Below are 20,213 nucleotides of genomic sequence, written 5' to 3'. Positions count from 1 at the left end.
ATCACAGAACCACAACAGCAGTCTAGTCAGGTTTTGAATGAGTGGCCTTTTGCCAGAAGGGACACGACAAGTGGTCGCGAGCAGGCTCGCGTGGATGTTCTGGCAACGTCGCTGAAAAGACATTCATAGCGGTGAATTGTCGGCGACATAAAAAAGCCTCCCAGAGGGAGGCTTCGTGCAACGCAACCCAGCCTTATAGCGGGCGCAGGTTGATCTCGACGCGGCGGTTCTGTGCACGACCAGCATCGGTGGCATTGCTGGCAATCGGCTGGCTCGGGCCCGCGCCGTAGGCGGAGATACGCTGCCCCGGCACGCCGTTGGCGGTCAGGTAATTGGCCACGCTCTGCGCGCGACGCTGCGACAGGCTCTGGTTCAGCTCCTGCGAGCCGGTGCTGTCGGTATGACCGACGATGTTCACACCGTTCTTGTCGAACTCCTTGAACACCAGCACCAGCGAGTTGAGGGTCGGGTAGAAGCTGCTGGAGATGTCCGCCGAGTTGCTGGCGAAGGTGATGTTGCCCGGCATGATCAGCTTCAGATCATCGCCATGGCGTTGTACCTGTACGCCTGTGCCTTGCAGGGTCTGGCGCAGCTTGGCTTCCTGAGTATCGACGTAATAGCCATAACCACCACCGGCAGCACCACCAACGGCCGCACCGATAAGCGCCCCCTTGGCGCGGTCTTTCTTGCTCGATGTCGCGGCGCCGATCACGGCGCCAGTAACGGCACCGACACCACCGTAGATGCCGGCTTTACCAGCCTGGCTTTCACCGGTGTAGGGGTTGGTGGTGCAGCCAGCCAGCATGGCCATGAGCGCAGTTGCTGCGATCAGATTACGTCTGGTCTTCATAACATTTCCTTAGGATTTCTTCTGATATCGGGCAGACATGCCACAGTCTTCGAACCGCCAGGGCACAGTGAAGTTCCGCCCAAGCTTATCAGCCTGAGCGGATGAGGGCTGCGATCCAGAGCAGGTCTGTCCGCTACGAAGCGTTATTGCACGCCAGGCAGAGGCCGCAAGGTCACCTCGACACGACGATTCTGCGCACGCCCTTCTGCTGTGGCATTGCTCGCCACCGGTTGGTCCGGCCCCATGCCTCGTGTGCTCAGACGGCTGGGGTCGACGCCCTGTGCCAGCAGGTAATCGGCCACGCTTTGCGCACGACGCTGCGACAGCGCCATGTTGTGGCTGTGCGACCCGGTACTGTCAGTATGACCAACGATCTCGATGCTGTTCTGGTTGTACTGACGGAAAGAGTTGGCCAGGTTGTTCAGTGGCTGATAGAAGCTGCTGGCGATCTGCGCGGAGTCGGTGGCGAAGGTGATGTTGCCGGGCATGATCAGCTGAATCACATCGCCCTGGCGCTGCACCTCGACTCCGGTGCCTTGCATGCTACGGCGCAGCTCCTCTTCCTGCTTGTCGGCGTAGTAGCCGTAACCTGCCGCGGCGGCACCGGCTACGGCGGCGCCGATCAGCGCGCCCTTGCCCCGGTTGTCATGGTTGATCAACGCGCCGACGGCCGCGCCAGCCAGCGCACCGAGACCGCCATAGGTCGCAGTGCGGTTGGAGCTCGGCGCGCTCTGATCATAAGGATTCTGCGAAACACAGCCGCCAAGCAGGAGCGCAGAGGTGCAAAGGGCAATGACGGGCAGGCGGAACATGAAGGAGTCTCCATGAACGGTGGGTGATGGCTGTTTGAGTCCTCACACCGCCATTAGTGCCCTGTCATGCACGAATAAAGGGGTTCTCGCGCATTTCATCGCCCAGGCGAGTGTCCGGCCCATGACCGGTGACCACGGTAGCGTCCTCGTCAAGGCTATAAAGGCGTTGCTTGATCGAACGCTCGATGGTGGCGTAGTCACCGCCCCACAGGTCGGTACGGCCGATCCCCCGACGAAACAGCGTGTCGCCGGCGATCAGCAGCTTGGCGTCCTCGAACCAGAAGCTCATCGAACCCGGGGTGTGGCCGGGAGTATGCAGCGCCACACCGCAGCCGCAGGCCAGCTCCTCGTCATCGGCCAGCCACTTGTCCGGCGCCGGCACCGGCGTGTAGGGCACGCCGAACATGCTGCACTGCATCTCCAGATTGTCCCAGAGGAACTGATCCTCCTTGTGCAGGTGCAAGGTGGCGCCGGTCTTCTCCTTCATCTGCCCCGAGGCGAGAAAGTGATCAAGGTGCGCATGCGTGTGGATGATGCTGACCACTTTCAGGCCATGGGCCTCCAGACGCGCCATGATCAGATCAGGATTACCGCCTGGATCGACCACGATGGCCTTTTTCGTGAGCGGGTCGCCGATGATGGTGCAGTTGCACTGCAAAGGCCCGACGGGGAAGGTTTCGCGAATCAGGGCGGGGCGTTCGGCGGCGGTCATCAGGAGGCCTCGTTGCGGTAATCGCCGGGCAGTTTACCGGTCCATTTGCGAAATGCACGGCGGAAGTTGGAAGGGTCGCTGAAGCCCAGCAGCTGGGCGATTTCATACAGAGGCAAATGCGTGGTCGTCAGGTACTGCAGGGCCAGACGCTTGCGCACATCGTCGAGTACCTGCTGATAGCTGGTGCCCATCTGCGCCAGGTGGCGGCGCAGGCTGCGGCCGCTGGTGTGCAAGGCGCTCGCGGCGCTTTGCAGATCAGGAAAGTCACCAGGACGCGCCAGCAACAGGCGGCGCACCCGCGTGAGCAGCCCATCCTGCACGTCGAGACTGGCCAGCAGCGCTTCGCACTGCTGCTCGCACATCTGCACCGTGGCCGGGTTGGCCAGCGCCATGGGCCGCTGCAGGTAATGCCGGGGCAAGCGCAACCAGTGACAGGGCTGTTCGAACTGCGCCGCTACGCCGAACACCTCGGCGTAACGCGCGGCGTAGGCTGGCGCGCAATGAGCGAAGCCAACGGCAACGCCCTGCAACTCCTCGCCCAGCAGAAAACGCGCGATGGTGTGGATACTGGTCAGCAGCCCCTCGGCGGCGAACCGTGACTGTGGCCCCATGGGAAAGGACTCGACTGCACGCAACTGCATGTCCTCGCCCTGCTCGACCAACTCCAACTCGAACGCCAGACCCAGCACGCGGTAGTACTTCAGGGCGAACTGCAGCGCCTTGCCCAGATTGGCACTGGACAACACCGCGTAACCGAGAATGCCGTGGGTGGAAACGTTCAGACGCTGCCCCAGCACCAGACCGAGCGCCGGTTCGCCGCAGCGTTCAAGCGCCGCCTGGGTCAACTGGTGAAAGTCGAGAAAGGACAATCGACCATTGGGACTGCCCAGCACTTCAGGGCGTACCCGTGCCGCGACGAACAGCTCGGCACGTGCCTGGCCGAGTTCTTCGGCCAGCGCCAGCAGTGCCTCGGCATAAGCCACGGGCACCAGTTCGGCAGTGAAGTTGAGGGTGTTCTTCATGGGTAGGTTGTTCCGGCGACTGGCCGCAAATGACCGTCCTGACAATGAACCTTAACCCAGCGAATCCGTGTTCGCCGCTCTGCGGCCACCCCAACTTTCCATTGGAACAGCGCACTGGCCAGATATGACTGCCACCTTGGCTGTTACGAACCTGTGCCCAACCGCGCATGACGCTCATAGTGAATGCCAGTCAAACAGCGCAATGGAGCCCTCATGGCCAGCACCACACCGGAAGGATTGCAGATTCGCCCCCGGCACATGAATTTCGATCTGCCCAACCCGCTGCCGCGCCACTGGAACGGCGGCGACGCCTTCAAGACCCATCTGTTCGATGCCATGTCGGTGTTGTTTCCCGATGGCGAACGCTTTTTCATCGACTCGGTGCGCCAATTTCGCGACCGTATCGACGACCCGCTACTCAAGGAACAGATTCGCGGCTTCATCGGCCAGGAAGGCCATCACAGCCGTGAACATCTCGAATACAGCCAGCGTCTACGTGACCTGGGTTACAACGTCGAGCGCATCGAGAAACGCGCCCGCGCGCGCATCCGCTACACGCAGAAGAAGTTCTCGCCGCAGCGGCAGCTGGCGGCGACTGCGGCGCTGGAGCACATCACCGCGATCATGGCCGATGGCCTGCTGAGAAACGAGGCCCACCTGGCCGATGCTCATCCGTCGCTGGCCCGCCTATGGCGCTGGCACGCGCTGGAGGAGACCGAGCACAAGGCGGTGGCCTTCGACGTTTACAACCAGGTCTGTGGCAGCCGCAAGCTGCTGCGCCGGGCTATGCTCATGGGCACCTTGTTCTTCGTCCTCGACACCACGCGCGGCCTGGCGCACATGCTCAAGGTCGACGGCCTGCTGTGGAACTGGCGCGTATGGCGCGACGGCATCCGCTGGATGTGGGGCAAGGAAGGCGTGTTCCGCCCGCTGATCCGCACCTACCTGGACTTTTTCAAGGACGGTTTCCACCCCTGGGAGCACGACAACCTGGACCTGCTGCACGCCACCCGCGAAGAGTTCGATGGCAGCCCACAGGTCCAGGCCAGCGCTGCCTGATCCGCTGCTGCCAAGCGACGCATGAAAAAGCCCGGCTCCGGCCGGGCTTTTTCATGTCCAGCGCGCGCTTACCCCTTCAGAAACCGCATCGCGTCGGCGGCGCTCTGCTCGGGAATCTCCTCCATGGGGATATGCCCGACGCCAGGGTAGACCTTGACCTGAATCCCCGGCAGATCACGTTGCCACAGCGGCACGTGCTTCGGCGAAATCCAGCGATCACGCTCACCCCACATCAGCAGGGTGGGTACCTTGATCTGCGCGACCCGTTCAGGCGTCGTATGCAGTTCGTCCTTGTTGACCTTCAGCAGCACGCGGAAGATTTCCATCATGCCGCGGCGGTTGCCTGGACGCCGCGACAGGTCGTAGTAGCGATCGACCACACCGGGCTTGATGCGCCCCGGCTCACCATAGACCTCCTTGATGCCCTGGGCGATCAGTGCACGCGGCATCCACATCGGCATGGCGACGGTCGCGCCAGGCAATGCGGCGGCGGCGATCATCCACGGCACCTTGCGCATGGGATAGCCGGCCGGGTCGATCAGCACCAGCTTGCCGACCCGTTGCGGCTGCGCCAGGGTGAAGTTCCAGGCGATGTAGCCACCAAGGGAGTTGCCGGCAATATCCGCCTTGTCCACCTGCAGGTAATCGAGCAACAGGCCGAGCACACGAATCATGCGCTCGGCCGAGTACTGGCCGTCACGCGCGGGGCCGGTCAGGCCGAACCCCGGCACATCGAAGCGGATGATGCGGTAATCGGCGGCGAACGCCTGCACCCAGGCGTCCCAGGTGTGCAACGAGGCGACCACGCCGTGAATCATCACCAATGCCGGCTTGTCGCGGCTCCCCTCATCCCGGTAGTGGATATTGAAGCCGTCTAGTTCGATATAGCGCGAGCCATCGGCAGCGCTACCGTAGCGGCCCTTGAGGCGCTCCAGCGGCAGCGCGCCGAAACCCAGGCGGGCGAATCCGGCAGCCAGCGGCGGTTGCAGGGACAGGCTGTTGGCGGTCATGCGGCGTACCTCGAATCTTGTTGTAGGTAGTCGCATCAAAGCATGAGCCTCTGCACGTTAGCGCCCAACCTTGGGTCTGTTAACAGGTCATCTCTGGCGGCCAGCACGGCCCATCCCAGCTACGAGAACGCCTGGGAGCGCGGGCACAACGACGCGATCAGCAGATCCGCCAGAACCCTCTTGGCCCGCTCGATTTCCTCGCGGCTGGCACGCCGCCCGAGCAGGTCGAGAGAGGCCGCTTCCAGCGCCCAGATCAACGCCTGATAGACCAGGGGATCGCGTGGCGCCAGCTCCGGCTCGAGGCGCTCGACCAGCAGGCGCAGCATCTCCTGGTGCGCTCGCTGACGATGGGCAGCCAGAGGCGATTGTGCGCGCAACGCCTCTTCCTGCATCAGGCGGATGATCGGCCCGACCGCCAGGTGATAATCGAAAAAACGCCCGACCATCGCCCTCAGCCATTCTTGCGGACTGCCAGCCACCTGCTGCATCTCGCGAAAACGCGCCAGCAGCAACATCACCGAAGTCTGGTAGATGCCTTCAAGCACCTCGATCTTGTTGGCGAAGTATTTATAGAAGGTGCGCCGCGATACCTGCGCCGCCTCCAGCAGGTCATTCACCGTCGCCTGCTCCAGGCCCTTGCGGGCGAACACGGCAATAGCCGCCAGTTGGATGTTGGTGCGCTGCAGATGGCCAACCAACGGGCCCTCGCCACCGCCAACCTGCTGCGAGGCAAGTGCGCCATAACCGCCCAGGTCCTCGAAAACCGCGCGTATCGCACCGTGCTCGGCCAACTCGTCCATACTGCTTTCCCAACCAAGGCGCGGGTGACGTGGCGCCGCGAGCTGAGTACTCTGGAGCCGCCTCTAGCCGCGGATAATCATCGTGTCATCCACCCTAGCACGTCACCTGTTCTGGCCGCTGGCCATCCTTTTGCTGGTCTGGCTACCGCCGCTGGGAGCCACCGAGCTGTTCTATCTTGGCCAACGCATCCCGGATATCCACAAGCCGTGGCGCAGTGGCGACTATCGGCAGTTACGCGAAGCCCTGGAGCAGGTCGACAGCACTCAGGCCAACGCACTACCGCGGCGCAGCGGAGAGTTCACCGGGCCGATCTATGAGCGCATGGTCTCGGCGGAAAACTTCCGCCCGCAACTGAACATCTATGCGCCGCTGGAACTGCGCCAGAACGAGGCGCGCGAGGTGCTGTTCGAACTCAAGGAGCTGATGCGCCTGTACTTCGACTTTCGCGCCAAGCAGCAACCCTACGCAGCCGAAGCGCTGGGCCTGATGAGTTACTCGCTGCGCCAGCAGGCCATTCTGTTCACCCTCACCACCGAGTTCTGGATGACCCTGTCACAGAGCGAACAAGGCAACCCGGTGCGCCTGCAAGGGCTACAGGAGACCAAAGCGGCAGCAGCCATGCTCAGTGGTAGCGCCCTGGACTACCTGGAGCTGACTCAGGCCTTTGGCCGCGACGAGCTGCTGCTGTACAGCGCCGAACTGAGCCAGCAGTTTCCCGAACTCTTCGTTCATCTATCCGCCGATGTACAGGCGCAGCTGCTGGCACGTATCGAAGGGCTCAGCACAGGCCATCGTTACCCAGAGGTCGGCCAGGACATGGCGACCCTGCTGCCGGTACTGCGGATGATTCATGAGGATGTGCAGCGCAAACTGGCGCAACCCGTGAAGCCAGAGGCCAAAGCGCCAGTGCTGGATCTGTCGGCACCGACCTCAGCGCAATAGGCCCAACCCCTTGGCACGAGCCACCGCCTGGGTCCGTCTTTCGACGCCAAGTTTGCTGTTGATATGCCGTGCGTGGGTCTTGACCGTGTGCAGGGAGATGAACAGGCGCTCGCTGATCTCCTGGTTCGAACAGCCGCGCGCAATCAGTTGCAGCACGGCCAGCTCGCGGCCGCTGAGTTTTTCAGTGAGCGGCCCCTCCTCGACTTCGGGAGGCTCATCGGGCCATTGCTCTGCCGGCAACCGCGCAAGCAAGTCGTCGCGCAGCAGACAGGCGCTACGTCCCTGCAGACGCTCACGCAGCCACTGCGGCTGATGCTGCAACAGCTCGATGAAGGTGAGCAGCGCTCCGCCTTGAGCAAGGTCCAGACAGCTATCGAGCTGTTGCTGCGCCTCGCGCTCTCGCCCGGTCTGCTTCAGCAATTGCGCGAGCTGCGCCTGCGCCATCAGCCCCACCAGTTGGCCGCCCACACCCTGTGCACGCTGCTGCAGTGCGCGCAGACGGCGCTCGGCATTCTCCTGCCCTCCCTGCAGGCGCTCCAGAGCGGCCAGTTGCAGATCGATATGCAGCGCCAGCTGTGGGTGGAACTCCGGCGCCAGCGCTCGTCCCTGCTCACCATAGGTTTCAGCCAGTTGCGGTAGCCAGGCGGCTGCCAGCTCGACCTGCCCTTGCCGCAACCACAGCTCGCACTTGATCAGCGTGATCATCGCCAAGTAGTAGATCGCCGGCACGTCCCAGACGTGCATCAGGCGTTCTGCCTCACCGAGCAGGGCAAAGGCCTCGGCAGAGCGTCCATCCTGCCCTTCCAGGCAGGCCAGCACGCAATAGCCGATCAACGCGCCGACGTCACGACAAGCCCGAGCTTCGGCTATTCCCGCCCGCAAGCGCTCCACCGCTTGTGGCTGCAGCCGCAGACTGAGCAGATACCCCTCATAAATCGTCAGCCGCGCCCGCACGGAGTAGCTGCGCTGAGCCGGCAGACACTGCACCAGCAGCAAGCCCTGATGCACTTCTTCCTGCGCCCGCAGCACCTCGCCGCGGGCCTGCAGCACGCGGGCACGCTCATAGTGGGCAAGCGCCTCGAACAGAGGATTATCGATACGCTGCGCCAACTCCAGCGCATCGCGGTTCAGGCCACGCGCACGCCACAGATCGCCACGCACCATGGCCAGATTGGACAATGCCGACAGGCACATGAAATGCGGGCCGTAGCGTTCCGCCGGCAAGCCGGCCAGTGCCTCGCTGCACTGCTGCTCGGCGCGTACACCATCGCCACGACCTCGGGCAATGACCCCGTCCAGCGCTTGCCACTGCGCCAGCAGGCTCCGCTGAGCGAGCGGCTCGGCCGCTGGCAGGAAGCGCTCGAGATGATCGAGCAGCTCCTGCGCCGCATCCAGCTGGCAAGCCAACGCCAATGCCCAGCCATAGAGCATGATCAGTCGCGGCGTGCTGACCAGTAGATCGTCCGGCAGATTGGTCTTCCAGCGCAGCAGCATGGCGATGTTCTGTTCCGCCAGCATCTGCTCCTCGGAAAGATTCTGCACCAGGTTGGCCGCGACATCGGCCTGCCCCGCCAGCAGCGCCTGCTCGATGGCAGCATCCAGCATGCCTTGCGCGGCGAACCAGCGACAGGCGCGCAGGTGAGCGCCGCCCCGCGAATGCTTGGCGCCCTCAGCAGGGCGCGCATTGAGGAGGTCGGAAAACAGATGGTGATAACGAAACCAGTGCCCCTGCTCGTCCAGCGGCACCAGAAATACCTGATTGGCCTGCAACTGGCGGATGATCGCGGCGCTGTCACGGCTGTCACGCACCGCATCACACAGCTCAGCGCAGAAGCGTTCCATGCAGGCGGTATCGTAGAGGAACTGCTGCACCTCGGCGGGCTGCCGCTCGATGACTTCCTCAAGCAGGTACTCTCGAATCAGCCCTTCCCCGCCGTGCAACTGCAGTCCCTCGCCTGATGGCCCCAGTTCTTCGACAGCCAGTAACCACAGGCGCAACCCGGCGATCCAGCCCTCGCTACGCTGCAAAATCCCCGTGACCTGCTGTTTTTCAAGACGCGCGCCCTGACTGGTCAGCAGTGCGTCTAGCTCAGCTGCGGTCAGGCGCAAATCCTGCTCGTTGAGTTCAAGCAGCTGTCGCGACAGTCGCAGGCGGGCCAGATGCCAGTCCGGCCGCTGACGACTGGTAACCAGCAGCAGCACGCCGGGCGGTAAATGGTTGAGGAAAAATTGCAGGCAACGATCCAGCACCGGCCCTTGCGCCAGGTGGTAATCGTCCAGCACCAACAGCAGCGGCTGGCCATCGTCCAGTTGCCGAGTCAGCTCATCGAGCAGGCCGTCGAGCCACTGCTCGAAGGCGAAGGGCTGATGGCGCTGACGCATTTTCAGCAGGCCAAGGGCGTCCTCGCCCAGGCCCGGGTACGACTGCTGCAGGCCTTGCAACAACCGTTCGAGGAAGCGCCCGGGATCACGATCCCGCTCGCTCAGGCCCAGCCAGAGGCTGCGCCAGTGATTCGGCAGGCGTTCGCAGAATTCGATCGCCAGCGAGCTCTTGCCAAAGCCGGCAGGCGCGCTGACCAGCAGGAGGCGTCCTTGCAGCCCTTCCTCGAGGCGCTCGCACAGCCTGGGCCTGGGCATGTGCCCGGCCGGCAGCGGTGGCCGATAGAAACGCGCCTCCGCCGGCGTAGCCGGTGCATAGGGGAAGGCTGGGGAGCGGGAAAGGTCTGTCATCGGCCGATTCTTGGAAGTCTTCTGTCTGGGGCTCGATCTAAGCTCAGCCTAGCGACTTGCAGTGGCCTTTAGAAGCGCTTGCTACAGTCCGTAACGAAAAAGCCGGCACAAGGCCGGCTTCGTCGTATCGCGAGCAACTATCAGCGAACGCCCGCCTGGCGCAAAGCCGCTGGCGTGTAGTCGCTGCTGGAGGCCTTGTAGTTGAAGTCGTAGGCCTGCTTCTCCTCGTTCTTCATGCCCAGGGCCAGGTAGCGACCGGACAGCAGGTCGTACAGTGCTTCCAGTGTGTACCAGGGCACTTGCTTGTCGTAGTAGTACTGAGCATGCGCTTCAGCCACACGCCACAGGGTGCCACGACCGTCGTAGTGGTCGATCAGCGCCGCTTGCCAGGTGTCCTCGTCGATATAGAAGTCACGCTTGGCATAGATGTGGCGCTCACCCTGCTTGAGGGTCGCGGTCACATGCCATACACGGTGCAGCTCGTAACGCGTCAGGTCCTGGTTGATGTGACCAGCCTTGATGATGTCGGAGTACTTCAGCTCCGGCGAGTCCAGCTTGTAGGCGTTGTAGGGGATGTAGATCTCCCTCTTGCCTTCGAGCTTCCAGTCGTAACGGTCCGGCGCGCCGTTGTACATGTCGAAGTTGTCGGAGGTACGCAGGCCGTCAGCCGCGGTACCCGGACCATCGTAGGACACCTGCGGAGCACGACGTACACGACGCTGACCGGCGTTGTACAACCACGCCAGGCGCGGCTCCTTCACCTGGTTGAGGGTTTCGTGCACCAGCAGCACGTTACCCGCCAGACGCGATGGAGCGGTCACGCGCTGCTTGAAGTAGAACAGTACGTTGCTTTCCTTGCTCGGATCGAAGTCGGTCAGCGCATCACGGAAGGTGAACTCGTCCTGGAAGTAGACCAACGAGTAGGAGCCATTGGCCTGCGGGGTCGCCTGAGTGACCAGACGGCGCACGCTGCCACCGCGGTAGCGGGTGATGTGGTTCCAGATCGCTTCCAGACCGTTCTGCGGAATCGGGAAGGGGTTGGCGGTCTGGAAGTTCTCCAGGCCGTTGCCACCCTCGACCATCTTGGTATTGACCGCATTCTGCTTGGTCGCCTCGATCACCGCCGGCGGCAGGCTCGCCGAACGATGGCTCGGGTAGACCGGCATCTTGTAGCTGTCGGGATAGCGCTTGAACATGGCCAACTGGCCGGGCGTCAGCTTGTCCTTGTACTGATCGACGTTCTGCGCGGTGATGGTGAACAGCGGCTGCTCATTGGCGAACGGGTCCGACAAGAAGCCCTTGCTGTCGACCGTGCCGGCATTGGCAGGCAAGCCGCCAGTCCAGGCTGGAATCGAGCCATCGGCATTACCGGCCATCTCGGCGCCAACCGGGGTCAGCGTATTGCCCAGCTTCGCCGCCTCGTCCGGCGACACCGCCGCCATCACGCTGGTGGCCAGCAGAGACAGGGTCAGGATGCCGCTTTGCCACAGTTTTTTTGTTGTTTTCGTTTGCATCATCATTCCTCGAAATTCCTGGCCGCTTAGAAGTTCATACCGAAGCTGAGTGCGACGAAGTCACGGTCAACGGAGGTGTTGTACTTGCCGTCAAAGAAGCTGGTATACGACAGGTCGGCGGTATAGGTGTTCTGGTACTCAGCGTTGAGGCCCAGACTCACTGCCTTGGCCCCTTCATTGAACAGACCGTTGGGCCCATAACCGTCGACGTCATGCGACCAGGCGACACTGGGGCGCAGATTCACACCTGCGACGGCGTTCGGATAGTCCCAGATGGCACGAACTCGATAGCCCCACGAAGTGCTGGTAACGAACCCGTCGTCTTCACAATACTTGGATACATTCGCCGACGACGCACCCGCGCCCGCACCTCCGACGGTGCTGGTGTTCAATGCTTGGCATGTTGTTCCCGCCAGAGGGCCTGGCCCATAAACAGGATCGCGACCGTAGCGAACGTCCGAACTGCTCTCCAACCCCCCAACATGAACGACACCGACCTCACCAACCAGAGTCAGGCGAGACGCACCCATGACTTGATCAAAGAAGTGAGTAAAGGTTGTCTGGAACTGACTTATCTCTTTACGACGGTAACCGTGCTGATCCTGTCCAGGAACCCCTTGCAGCAAAGAAACCCCACCACGGCCGGGCAAAGGCGTCAGGCCTGAGAACAGAATATCTGTACTATTCAATTGCACTGGCGCATTGGGACGGTAGCTGAACTCGCCACTCCAAGCTGTCCCCGTAGGTAGCGTGGTGGAGAAGCTAAGGCCGTAAAGTCGGATGTCCTCTGGGTACTCCATAAAGTAAGAAGAATTACCGGCAATGATAAGCGGAGCTAGCGGACTAGCTGCCACAGCCGTGTATAGGGATGCAGGTGCGCCTGTAGCACTGAATATCGGCGCACGGCTATGGTAGTTAATGAAGTAAAGACCAAATTCCGTGTCAATACTTTCGGCAAAGTAGCGGAAGGCACCGCCCCATTGACCGCTATCGCGAGCATCGCGATCACCTGAGCGAGCTACACGAACGCCTTCTTCGTTTACATCGACGCCAAAGGCGGCCAACCCCGCAAGAGCAGGCGCACTCAATGTAGAACGTTTGTTCAGCACTCGAAGGTTGTCATCACATCCATCAGCAGCGATATCTGCCTGGGAAAAGAAAGTACCGCAGTTATCGATAACGGTCTGATCCCATTCGATTTGGTAAAAAGCCTCAGCAGAAAGATTGTCTGTCAGACTTTGCGAGACGTAGAACATATTAACCGGGATCAACCCTTCCTTGACTTCCGCACCAGGACGACGGAAAGCAGAAACGTCGATAGGGTTGATGGAGTTTATACTATTGCCAATAAACGTACTCTCGCCCCAGCTTACGACCTGCTTACCCAAGCGTACAGAACCAGGCTGGTTACCAATCGAATAGTTGTGATAGACAAAAGCATCGAGTATCTGACCACCGGAGGACTGTGCTCCCTCCTTGCGATTGCTGTCGCTGATGTCCTTGAACTGACGACTTTCGTCCTTCAACTCGAAGTCATACCAGTACTTGCCACGCACGAACACACCGGTGTCGCCATAACGCAGTTCAAGATCATGGATACCCTTGAAGATTTTCGAGAAGGTCTCACCGCGCTTGAAGTTCAGGTGACCATCATCGGAGGTCTGCGACAGACCACGACCACCGTTATTCACGCCGATCAGATCCTTGTCTGCCTTCTCGGTGGACCAGCTGGCACCCACCGACAACGACGAATCGAACTGCCCCTCGATCTCACCGATGTTGAAAGTGACGCCGAATGCCGGAGCGGCAAGGGTGGATGCGAGGCTGACGGCCAGCGGAAGTTTCGCCAAACGCCAGTAGGATTTTGTTCTTGTTGTCATCGACGCTACTCCATGTGTTTTTTGTTATGAATGCTTTGACTATAGCCAGCGGGTAGTACCGCTTGATCCCTCGAAAGTGTGATTTGCAGCCCCGGCCACTCTGGCTCGCAGGTTTCAGGCCCTGCCCCTAGCCAAGCATGGACGGGAAACAGCAATTAGCAAGCCAAACGCTTGTTTGACTGACCAGTCACTTTCACCATCCAGTCAATCCGCACCTCACAGCGTGGACAGGAACGCACTGCCAGCCTCCTGCCATTTAGCGATTTCAACGCGGATGCGCTTCTTGTCCAACTTGCCGACACTGGTCTTGGGAATTTCGGTAACAAGGGCGATTTGCGTAGGGATCGCCCACTTGTTGATGTGGCCCTGCTCGACGAAAGGCTTGAGATGCTCCTTCAAGCCTTTGGCATCCAGCCCCTGCTCTTCGCGCAACACCAGCAGCGCGAACGGCCGTTCGCCCCACTGCGGATCAGGCACCCCAACCACTGCCACCTCACGTACGACAGGGTGACGACTGATCAGGTCCTCCAGCTCCAGAGAGGAAATCCACTCGCCGCCGGTCTTGATCACATCCTTGATGCGATCACGGATTTCGATGAAGCCCATGCCATCGATGGTCGCCACATCGCCGGTATGCAGCCAGCCATGCGCCCACAGTTCCTCGCCTTTCTCCGGCTCGCGGAAATAACCCTGGGTCAGCCAAGGGGCGCGCAACACCAATTCGCCCTGGGATTCGCCATCGCTGGGCAGCAATTTGCCGTCAGCATCCATGATCGCGGCCTCCACCAGCGGCACCGGAATTCCGGCCTTGATCCGATAAGTGGTGCGCTCGTCCTCGCTACCTGCGCGCAGCTCCTCATTGAGATAAGCGCAGGAAATCAGCGGGCAGGTTTCGGACATGCCATAGGCTGCCGTCAGCTGGATGCCGCGCTCCTTGGCCGCCTCATAGAGGGAGCGATTCAGCGCGCTGCCGCCGATGATCATCTTCATGCCACCGAAATCATGGCCCTGCGCACCAGGGGCGCCCAGCACCATCTGCAGGATGGTCGGGACGCAATGGGAGAAGTTGACCTTCTCCTCCTTGATCAGGCGGCAAAGCATGTCCGGCTCGTAGCGACCGGGGTAAACCTGCTTGACCCCGAGCATGGTGGCCACGTAGGGCACGCCCCAGGCATGCACGTGGAACATCGGGGTGATCGGCATGTAGACATCGTCATTGCCCAGCAGGCGGATGCTGTCCAGGCCCCCCATGGTGGTGGCCATGGACATGGTGTGCAGCACCAGTTGCCGGTGGGTGAAGTACACGCCCTTGGGGTTGCCGGTGGTGCCGGTGGTATAGAAGGTTGTGGCCACCGAGTTCTCGTCGAAATCGGCGAAATCGTAGTGCGTGCTCGCTGTAGCCAGCAGGCTCTCATACTCACCGACAAGGTTCGGTAGATCGGCGCTCTTGTCCTCGCCATCGGTCAGCAGCAGAGTCTTCTCGACGGTGGTGAGTTGCCCGGCAATGCCGTTGTAAAGCGGCACGAACTCGCTATTAACCAGCACGAAGCGGTCATCGGCGTGGTTCATGGTGTAGAGGATCTGATCCGGCGAGAGGCGAATGTTGATGGTGTGCAGCACCGCGCCGAGCATGGGAACGGCGAACATGCACTCCAGATAGCGATGGCTGTCCCAATCCATCACCGCCACGGTATCACCGGCCTTGACCCCGGCCTCGCTAAGCACGTTGGCCAGGCGTGCAACACGCTCGTTGAAGGTCGCATAGCTGTAGCGCAGCTTGTCGCGATAAACGATTTCACGGGTCTTCTCGTAACGACTACCGGACAGCAGCAGGCGCTTGATCAGCAGCGGATAGGCATGAGCGTTTTCAGCGGGAGGGATCAGTCGAGTCTGCAGCATGAAATCACCTTGGGCACGCTAGGAATGGGTATGCAGCGACTCTAGAGCGGCTCGCGCAGTGCTAAATCAGCCCAAAGAATGATTTGCCATGTGACTCTATGGCCACTTTTAGTCACAGGGTAGAATCGAACCAACCAGCCAGTTCTGAAACAGGCTGCACCACGCCAAACTTTCGTTCGAGGTAACACCATGTCCGACATCGTCATCGTCAGCGGCGCACGCACGCCCATGGGCGGTTTTCAAGGCAGCCTGGCCGGTGTGCCAGCGGTCGAGCTGGGCGCGGCCGCCATTCGCGAAGCGGTCAAGCGTGCCGGTATCGAGTCAGCCGACGTGCAGGAAGTGATCATGGGCTGCGTCTTGCCGGCAGGGCTCAAGCAGGGCCCGGCGCGCCAGGCCTCGCTCAACGCCGGCCTGCCCGCCGCCACCGGTTGCACCACCATCAACAAGCTGTGCGGCTCGGGCATGAAGGCCGTGATGATGGCCTTCGATTCGATGAAAGCCGGCAGCAATCAGGTGATGATCGCCGGTGGCATGGAAAGCATGTCCAACGCGCCCTACATCCTGGAGAAAGCCCGTACCGGCCTGCGCATGGGTCACGCCGAAGTCAAGGATCATATGTTCCTCGACGGTCTGGAGGACGCCCGCACTGGCCGCCTGATGGGCTCCTTCGCCCAGGAGACAGCCGACAAGTACGGCATCAGCCGCGAGGAAATGGATGCCTACGCCATCGAATCGCTGCGCCGCGCACAAGTGGCGATCAAGGACGGTTCGCTGGACGCCGAGATCGTCCCGATCACCGTCACGTCGCGCAAGGGCGAGGTGGTGGTCAAGGATGACGAGCAGCCGCTGACGGCCAACCTGGACAAGATCCCTGCGCTCAAGCCTGCCTTCAGGAAGGACGGCACCATCACCGCGGCCAACGCCAGCTCGATCTCCGACGGCGCCAGCGCGCTGCTGCTGATGACCGCCGACGAAGCGGCCAAGCGCGGTCTCAAACCGCTGGCCAAGGTGGTTGCCCACGCGACCCAGAGTCAGGATCCGAGCGAGTTCACCCTGGCGCCCATCGGTGCGATGAGCAACCTGCTGAAGAAAGCCGGTTGGAGCAAGGACGAGGTCGACCTGTTCGAGATCAACGAAGCCTTCGCCATGGTGACCATGCTGGCGATGCGCGAACACGGTCTGGACCACGCCAAGGTCAACGTTTTCGGCGGGGCCTGCGCACAGGGCCACCCGGTTGGCTCCACCGGCTCGCGGATCATCCTCACCTTGATCAACGCCCTGCAGAAAAAAGGCGGCAAGCGCGGCATCGCCTCGCTGTGCATCGGTGGCGGCGAAGCCACCGCGGTGGCCATCGAGCTGCTGTAAGCCAGCCCATCACCAAAGAGCCCCGCGATTGCGGGGCTCTTTGCTTTAGCGCATTTCGGTCAGCGCCAGTTTGACCCCGATCCCCACCAACACCGCCCCCATCAACCTATCGAACCAGTGCCCCAAACGGGCAAAGCCGGCACGCACGCGTTGCTGGCTGAACAGCCAGGCCACCAGGCTGAACCAGACGGCCGTGGCCACTGCCAGATAGATGCCGTAGCCGGCCTGCACCGCCACTGGCGTATGCGGGTTGATCACCACGGTGAACAGGGAAAGGAAGAACAGCGTCGCCTTGGGGTTGAGCCCATTGGTGATGAACCCAGTGACGAACGCACCGCGGCCGCTGCGCTCGCCGGCTGCCAGACTCAGCTCGGCACTGGCCGGGTCGGCCGGGCGCGCGCGCAGCGCCTTGATGCCGATATACAGCAGATAAGCCGCCGCCAACCATTTCAACGCATTGAACAGGACGATGGACTGCGACACGATCAGACCGATGCCCAGCAGCGAATAGGTGACGTGCACCAGAATGCCGGTGCCCACACCGAATGCGGTGAACAGGCCGGCCCGGCGCCCGTAGCCGACGCTCTCACGTACGACGATGGCGAAATCCGGCCCTGGACTGGCCACTGCCAGCAGGTGAATCAGGGCAACGGTGAGAAATTCACTCCAGTACATGGCGGCTCCGCATCGACGGTGAAGGTCTGGTAGGCTCGCCAATCTACTCCTGCGCCCCTCCTGCGAAAAGGTACAGCTGATGAGCAAAAGCCCCCGCGCCGTCTTCCTCGACCACGCCTCTCTCGACCTTGGCGACCTCGACCTGCAACCGCTGCACCAGGCCTTCGCCGAGCTGACCCTGCACGCCCACACGCGTCCGGATCAGGTCGCCGAACGCCTGCAAGGCGCCCAGGTCGCCATCAGCAACAAAGTCCCGCTGGATGCAGACACCTTCGCCGCCTGCCCCGAACTGAAGCTGGTGCTGGTGTCAGCCACCGGCACCAACAACATCGACCTCAAAGCCGCCAGCGCCCACGGCGTGACCGTCTGCAACTGCCAGGGCTACGGCACGCCCTCCGTGGCGCAACATACCCTGATGCTGTTGCTGGCCCTGGCCACGCGTCTGCCCGATTATCAACGCGACATCGCTGCAGGCCGTTGGCAGCAAGCCAGCCAGTTCTGCCTGCTTGATCACCCCATCGTCGAACTTGAAGGCAAGACCCTGGGCATGCTCGGCCATGGCGAACTGGGTGGTGCGGTAGCACGCCTAGCAGAGGCGTTCGGCATGCGCGTGCTGCTCGGCCAACTGCCTGGCCGCCCTGCACGTGCTGATCGCCTGCCACTGCACGAACTGCTGCCGCAGGTCGATGCACTGACCCTGCACTGCCCGCTCAATGAGCAGACACGCAACATGATTGGCGCCGATGAGCTGGCACTGATGAAGCCGCGAGCATTTCTGATCAACACCGCACGCGGTGGCCTGATCGACGAACAGGCGCTGGCCGATACCCTGCGCCGCGGCCATCTGGGCGGCGCCGCCACTGACGTGCTACTGCAGGAGCCGCCGAAGGACGGCAATCCACTGCTGGCAGCGGATATCCCCCGTCTGATCGTCACGCCACACAGCGCCTGGGGCAGCCAGGAAGCACGCCAGCGCATCGTCGGTCAGATGGTCGACAACGCAGCCGGCTTCTTCGCCGGTGCGCCGCTGCGAGTCGTCGGGTAAGCTGCGCAGCTTTTTCAGGCAGGAACCCACCATGGATGCGCGAAGCGAAGTTCTCCTGCGTCAGGCCGAGCTGTTCAGTGGCGAGCTGTTGCTGGCCGGTCTTCCGGCTGACGACCTGCTCGGCGCCTTGCCGCAGGCACGTGGCTGGACCTGGCATGCCGGCGACCAGGCGCTGCTTGCTGCGCGCTTTGCCGGTCGCTGCCAGTTCGACACACGCATGCCGGAGGGCGACTACCGCGCAGCCGTGCTGTTCCTGCCCAAGTCACGCGAGCTGACCGATTACCTGCTGCACGCCCTGGCTTCGCGCCTGGCCGGCAAGCCGCTGTACCTGGTGGGCGAAAAACGGGGCGGCATCGAGCGCGCGGCGAAACAGTTGGCGGTCTATGGCAAACCGCGCAAGCTCGACAGCGCGCGGCATTGCCAGCTCTGGTGCGTCGAGGTGGATCAAGCGCCAGCAGTACCGGATCTGCACGCCCTGGCACAGAGCTATTCACTGCAACTGAACGATGGCGCGTTGGAGATCGTCACCCTGCCCGGCGTGTTCGCCCATGGCCGCCTGGATCGGGGCAGCGCGCTGCTGCTGGAGCATCTGGATGAACTGCCCAGCGGCCACATGCTCGACTTCGGCTGCGGCGCCGGTGTGCTCGGTGCTGCGCTCAAACGGCGCTACCCGTCCAGCGAAGTGAGCCTGCTGGATGTCGATGCCTTCGCCCTGGAGAGCAGCCGCCTGACGCTTGCACGCAACGGTCTGTCAGCCAACCTGATCGCCGGCACCGGGATCGAATCAGCGCCTGAAGGACTGAGCGCCATCGTCAGTAATCCCCCGTTTCATCAGGGCGTGCACACCGATTATCAGGCCAGCGAGAACCTGCTGACCCAGGCGGCGCGCCATCTGGTCAAAGGTGGTGAATTGCGCCTGGTGGCCAACAGTTTCCTCAAGTATCCCCCGCTGATCGAGCGACACCTGGGGCCCTGCCGCACCCTGGCCGATGCCGAGGGTTTTCGCATCTACAGCGCGCGGCGCTGAATTGGGCTTGCTCCCAGCTTGGCGCTTGGGCACAATTGCGCCCGTCCTAGGGGAGTAGTCTCCCGCGAGCGCCCTGCTCGCTCGGTATGCGTCAACACACTTGCTCCGCAGAGCATGGCGCATGCGACCCAAGGCCTACGTCGATAGGCCTGCGGTTTGACAAGACCTATGACACGCACAACCTCACCCGGGGCGGGAAGGTCGTTCGTGTCATAAGCCGTGTTGACCCGCCCCTTTAGGAAACCTGATGCTGGAATCCCTGTTCGTCCCCACCTTCATCGTTGCCCTCGCCGAAATTGGCGACAAGACTCAATTGCTCGCGCTGCTGCTGGCCGCTCGCTTTCGCCGGCCATGGCCGATCATCTGGGGCATCGTCGTCGCCACCCTGGCCAACCATTTTGCCGCAGGCGCCATTGGCAGCTGGGTTGCGAGCTTCTTCTCGCCTGCCACCTTGAGCTGGATTCTTGCCGCCAGCTTCGTCGTGGTGGCGGCCTGGACCCTGATTCCAGACAAGCTGGACGACGACGAGGAATCCGGCCTGAAGAAATACGGTCCCTTCCTCACCACCCTGATCGCCTTCTTCCTCGCCGAGATGGGCGACAAGACTCAGGTCGCGACCGTGATGCTGGCTGCGCAATATCCGCACTTCATCCTGGTAGTGATCGGCACCACGCTGGGCATGCTGGTGGCCAACGTACCGGTGGTGCTGGCGGGCAACTTCGCGGCCGAACGCCTGCCATTGACACTGATTCGCCGCCTGGCAGCCTGCGCCTTCGCTGCACTGGCGATCTATGCCGGCTATCAGGCACTGAAGCTGAGCGGCATGATCTGACACATTACTGACGTCAACCAACTGGCATTTCGGCCAAT

General features: G+C 62.0%; 17 protein-coding genes and 1 riboswitch. Of the genes, 6 read left to right on the top strand and 11 right to left on the bottom strand.

The features are described 5' to 3' along the window. Positions 1-193 precede the first annotated feature (193 nt). From ACN8M7_RS16740 to ACN8M7_RS16725, 4 genes are all read right to left on the bottom strand, one after another. Entirely contained in the window at positions 194-850 is a 657-nt protein-coding gene (locus ACN8M7_RS16740; RefSeq protein ID WP_061240970.1) for a YiaD family glycine zipper/OmpA-like lipoprotein, read from the bottom strand. Between the two features lie 143 nt (positions 851-993). Next, positions 994-1,662 carry a YiaD family glycine zipper/OmpA-like lipoprotein gene (locus tag ACN8M7_RS16735; RefSeq protein ID WP_490261508.1) on the bottom strand — a complete coding sequence of 223 codons (669 nt, stop codon included), beginning with the start codon at positions 1,660-1,662 and terminating at the stop codon, positions 994-996. A 64-nt stretch (positions 1,663-1,726) separates the two neighbouring features. After that, positions 1,727-2,374 carry an MBL fold metallo-hydrolase gene (locus ACN8M7_RS16730; RefSeq protein WP_490261507.1) on the bottom strand — a complete coding sequence of 216 codons (648 nt, stop codon included), beginning with the start codon at positions 2,372-2,374 and terminating at the stop codon, positions 1,727-1,729. Continuing rightward, positions 2,374-3,396, bottom strand: coding sequence for an AraC family transcriptional regulator (locus ACN8M7_RS16725; protein WP_490261506.1), 1,023 nt, complete (start codon positions 3,394-3,396; stop codon positions 2,374-2,376). Before ACN8M7_RS16725 ends, ACN8M7_RS16730 begins: the two co-directional genes overlap by 1 nt. 213 nt (positions 3,397-3,609) lie before the next feature. Here ACN8M7_RS16725 and ACN8M7_RS16720 point away from each other — a divergent pair, with 213 nt between their 5' ends. Continuing rightward, positions 3,610-4,455 carry a metal-dependent hydrolase gene (locus ACN8M7_RS16720; protein WP_490261505.1) on the top strand — a complete coding sequence of 282 codons (846 nt, stop codon included), beginning with the start codon at positions 3,610-3,612 and terminating at the stop codon, positions 4,453-4,455. A 68-nt stretch (positions 4,456-4,523) separates the two neighbouring features. Here ACN8M7_RS16720 and ACN8M7_RS16715 read toward each other — a convergent pair whose 3' ends face one another. Next, on the bottom strand, positions 4,524-5,465 hold the full coding sequence (locus ACN8M7_RS16715) for an alpha/beta fold hydrolase (RefSeq protein ID WP_490261504.1): 942 nt from the start codon (positions 5,463-5,465) through the stop codon (positions 4,524-4,526). Between the two features lie 119 nt (positions 5,466-5,584). After that, positions 5,585-6,265, bottom strand: a complete 681-nt coding sequence (locus ACN8M7_RS16710; protein ID WP_490261503.1) for a TetR/AcrR family transcriptional regulator — start codon at positions 6,263-6,265, stop codon at positions 5,585-5,587. A gap of 82 nt (positions 6,266-6,347) precedes the next feature. On the opposite strand from ACN8M7_RS16710, the gene ACN8M7_RS16705 reads away from it, so the two are divergent. Beyond that, positions 6,348-7,208, top strand: coding sequence for a hypothetical protein (locus ACN8M7_RS16705; RefSeq protein ID WP_490261502.1), 861 nt, complete (start codon positions 6,348-6,350; stop codon positions 7,206-7,208). Here the strand turns inward: ACN8M7_RS16705 and ACN8M7_RS16700 are convergent. The 4 genes from ACN8M7_RS16700 to ACN8M7_RS16685 form a co-directional block, all read right to left on the bottom strand. Then, the gene (locus ACN8M7_RS16700; RefSeq protein ID WP_490261501.1) at positions 7,197-9,938 is read right to left on the bottom strand and encodes a winged helix-turn-helix domain-containing protein; all 2,742 of its coding nucleotides are present in this window, start codon (positions 9,936-9,938) and stop codon (positions 7,197-7,199) included. The two genes, ACN8M7_RS16705 and ACN8M7_RS16700, sit on opposite strands and share 12 nt — an antisense overlap. 140 nt (positions 9,939-10,078) lie before the next feature. Continuing rightward, positions 10,079-11,452: a DUF1329 domain-containing protein gene (locus ACN8M7_RS16695; protein ID WP_490261500.1), complete on the bottom strand. Its 1,374-nt coding sequence runs from the start codon at positions 11,450-11,452 to the stop codon at positions 10,079-10,081. A gap of 26 nt (positions 11,453-11,478) precedes the next feature. Then, a complete protein-coding gene (locus ACN8M7_RS16690; RefSeq protein WP_490261499.1) occupies positions 11,479-13,332 on the bottom strand; it encodes a DUF1302 domain-containing protein in 1,854 nt (617 codons plus the stop codon). Positions 13,333-13,548: 216 nt separating this feature from the next. Beyond that, on the bottom strand, positions 13,549-15,231 hold the full coding sequence (locus ACN8M7_RS16685) for a fatty acid--CoA ligase (RefSeq protein WP_490261498.1): 1,683 nt from the start codon (positions 15,229-15,231) through the stop codon (positions 13,549-13,551). A gap of 189 nt (positions 15,232-15,420) precedes the next feature. Between ACN8M7_RS16685 and ACN8M7_RS16680 the strand changes: the two genes are divergently transcribed. Then, positions 15,421-16,596, top strand: coding sequence for a thiolase family protein (locus ACN8M7_RS16680; protein ID WP_490261497.1), 1,176 nt, complete (start codon positions 15,421-15,423; stop codon positions 16,594-16,596). Between the two features lie 45 nt (positions 16,597-16,641). Here the strand turns inward: ACN8M7_RS16680 and ACN8M7_RS16675 are convergent, their stop codons facing one another. Further along, positions 16,642-17,271 (bottom strand): LysE family translocator, encoded by a 630-nt coding sequence (locus tag ACN8M7_RS16675; RefSeq protein ID WP_490261496.1) that lies wholly within the window; start codon positions 17,269-17,271, stop codon positions 16,642-16,644. 79 nt (positions 17,272-17,350) lie between these two features. Here ACN8M7_RS16675 and ACN8M7_RS16670 point away from each other — a divergent pair, with 79 nt between their 5' ends. The 3 genes from ACN8M7_RS16670 to ACN8M7_RS16660 all read left to right on the top strand — a co-directional run bounded on the left by ACN8M7_RS16670 (position 17,351) and on the right by ACN8M7_RS16660 (position 20,175). Then, a complete protein-coding gene (locus ACN8M7_RS16670) occupies positions 17,351-18,316 on the top strand; it encodes a 2-hydroxyacid dehydrogenase (protein WP_490261495.1) in 966 nt (321 codons plus the stop codon). A gap of 31 nt (positions 18,317-18,347) precedes the next feature. Continuing rightward, positions 18,348-19,343 carry a methyltransferase gene (locus ACN8M7_RS16665; RefSeq protein ID WP_061240956.1) on the top strand — a complete coding sequence of 332 codons (996 nt, stop codon included), beginning with the start codon at positions 18,348-18,350 and terminating at the stop codon, positions 19,341-19,343. A gap of 37 nt (positions 19,344-19,380) precedes the next feature. Continuing rightward, positions 19,381-19,513, top strand: a riboswitch (yybP-ykoY riboswitch). Positions 19,514-19,593: 80 nt separating this feature from the next. Continuing rightward, the gene (locus tag ACN8M7_RS16660; RefSeq protein WP_156458627.1) at positions 19,594-20,175 is read left to right on the top strand and encodes a TMEM165/GDT1 family protein; all 582 of its coding nucleotides are present in this window, start codon (positions 19,594-19,596) and stop codon (positions 20,173-20,175) included. Positions 20,176-20,213: the final 38 nt, after the last annotated feature.

The organism is Pseudomonas spartinae, from assembly GCF_965197125.1.
Classification (GTDB): domain Bacteria; phylum Pseudomonadota; class Gammaproteobacteria; order Pseudomonadales; family Pseudomonadaceae; genus Aquipseudomonas; species Aquipseudomonas composti_A.
This window is presented reverse-complemented; position numbering and strand designations above follow the sequence as displayed.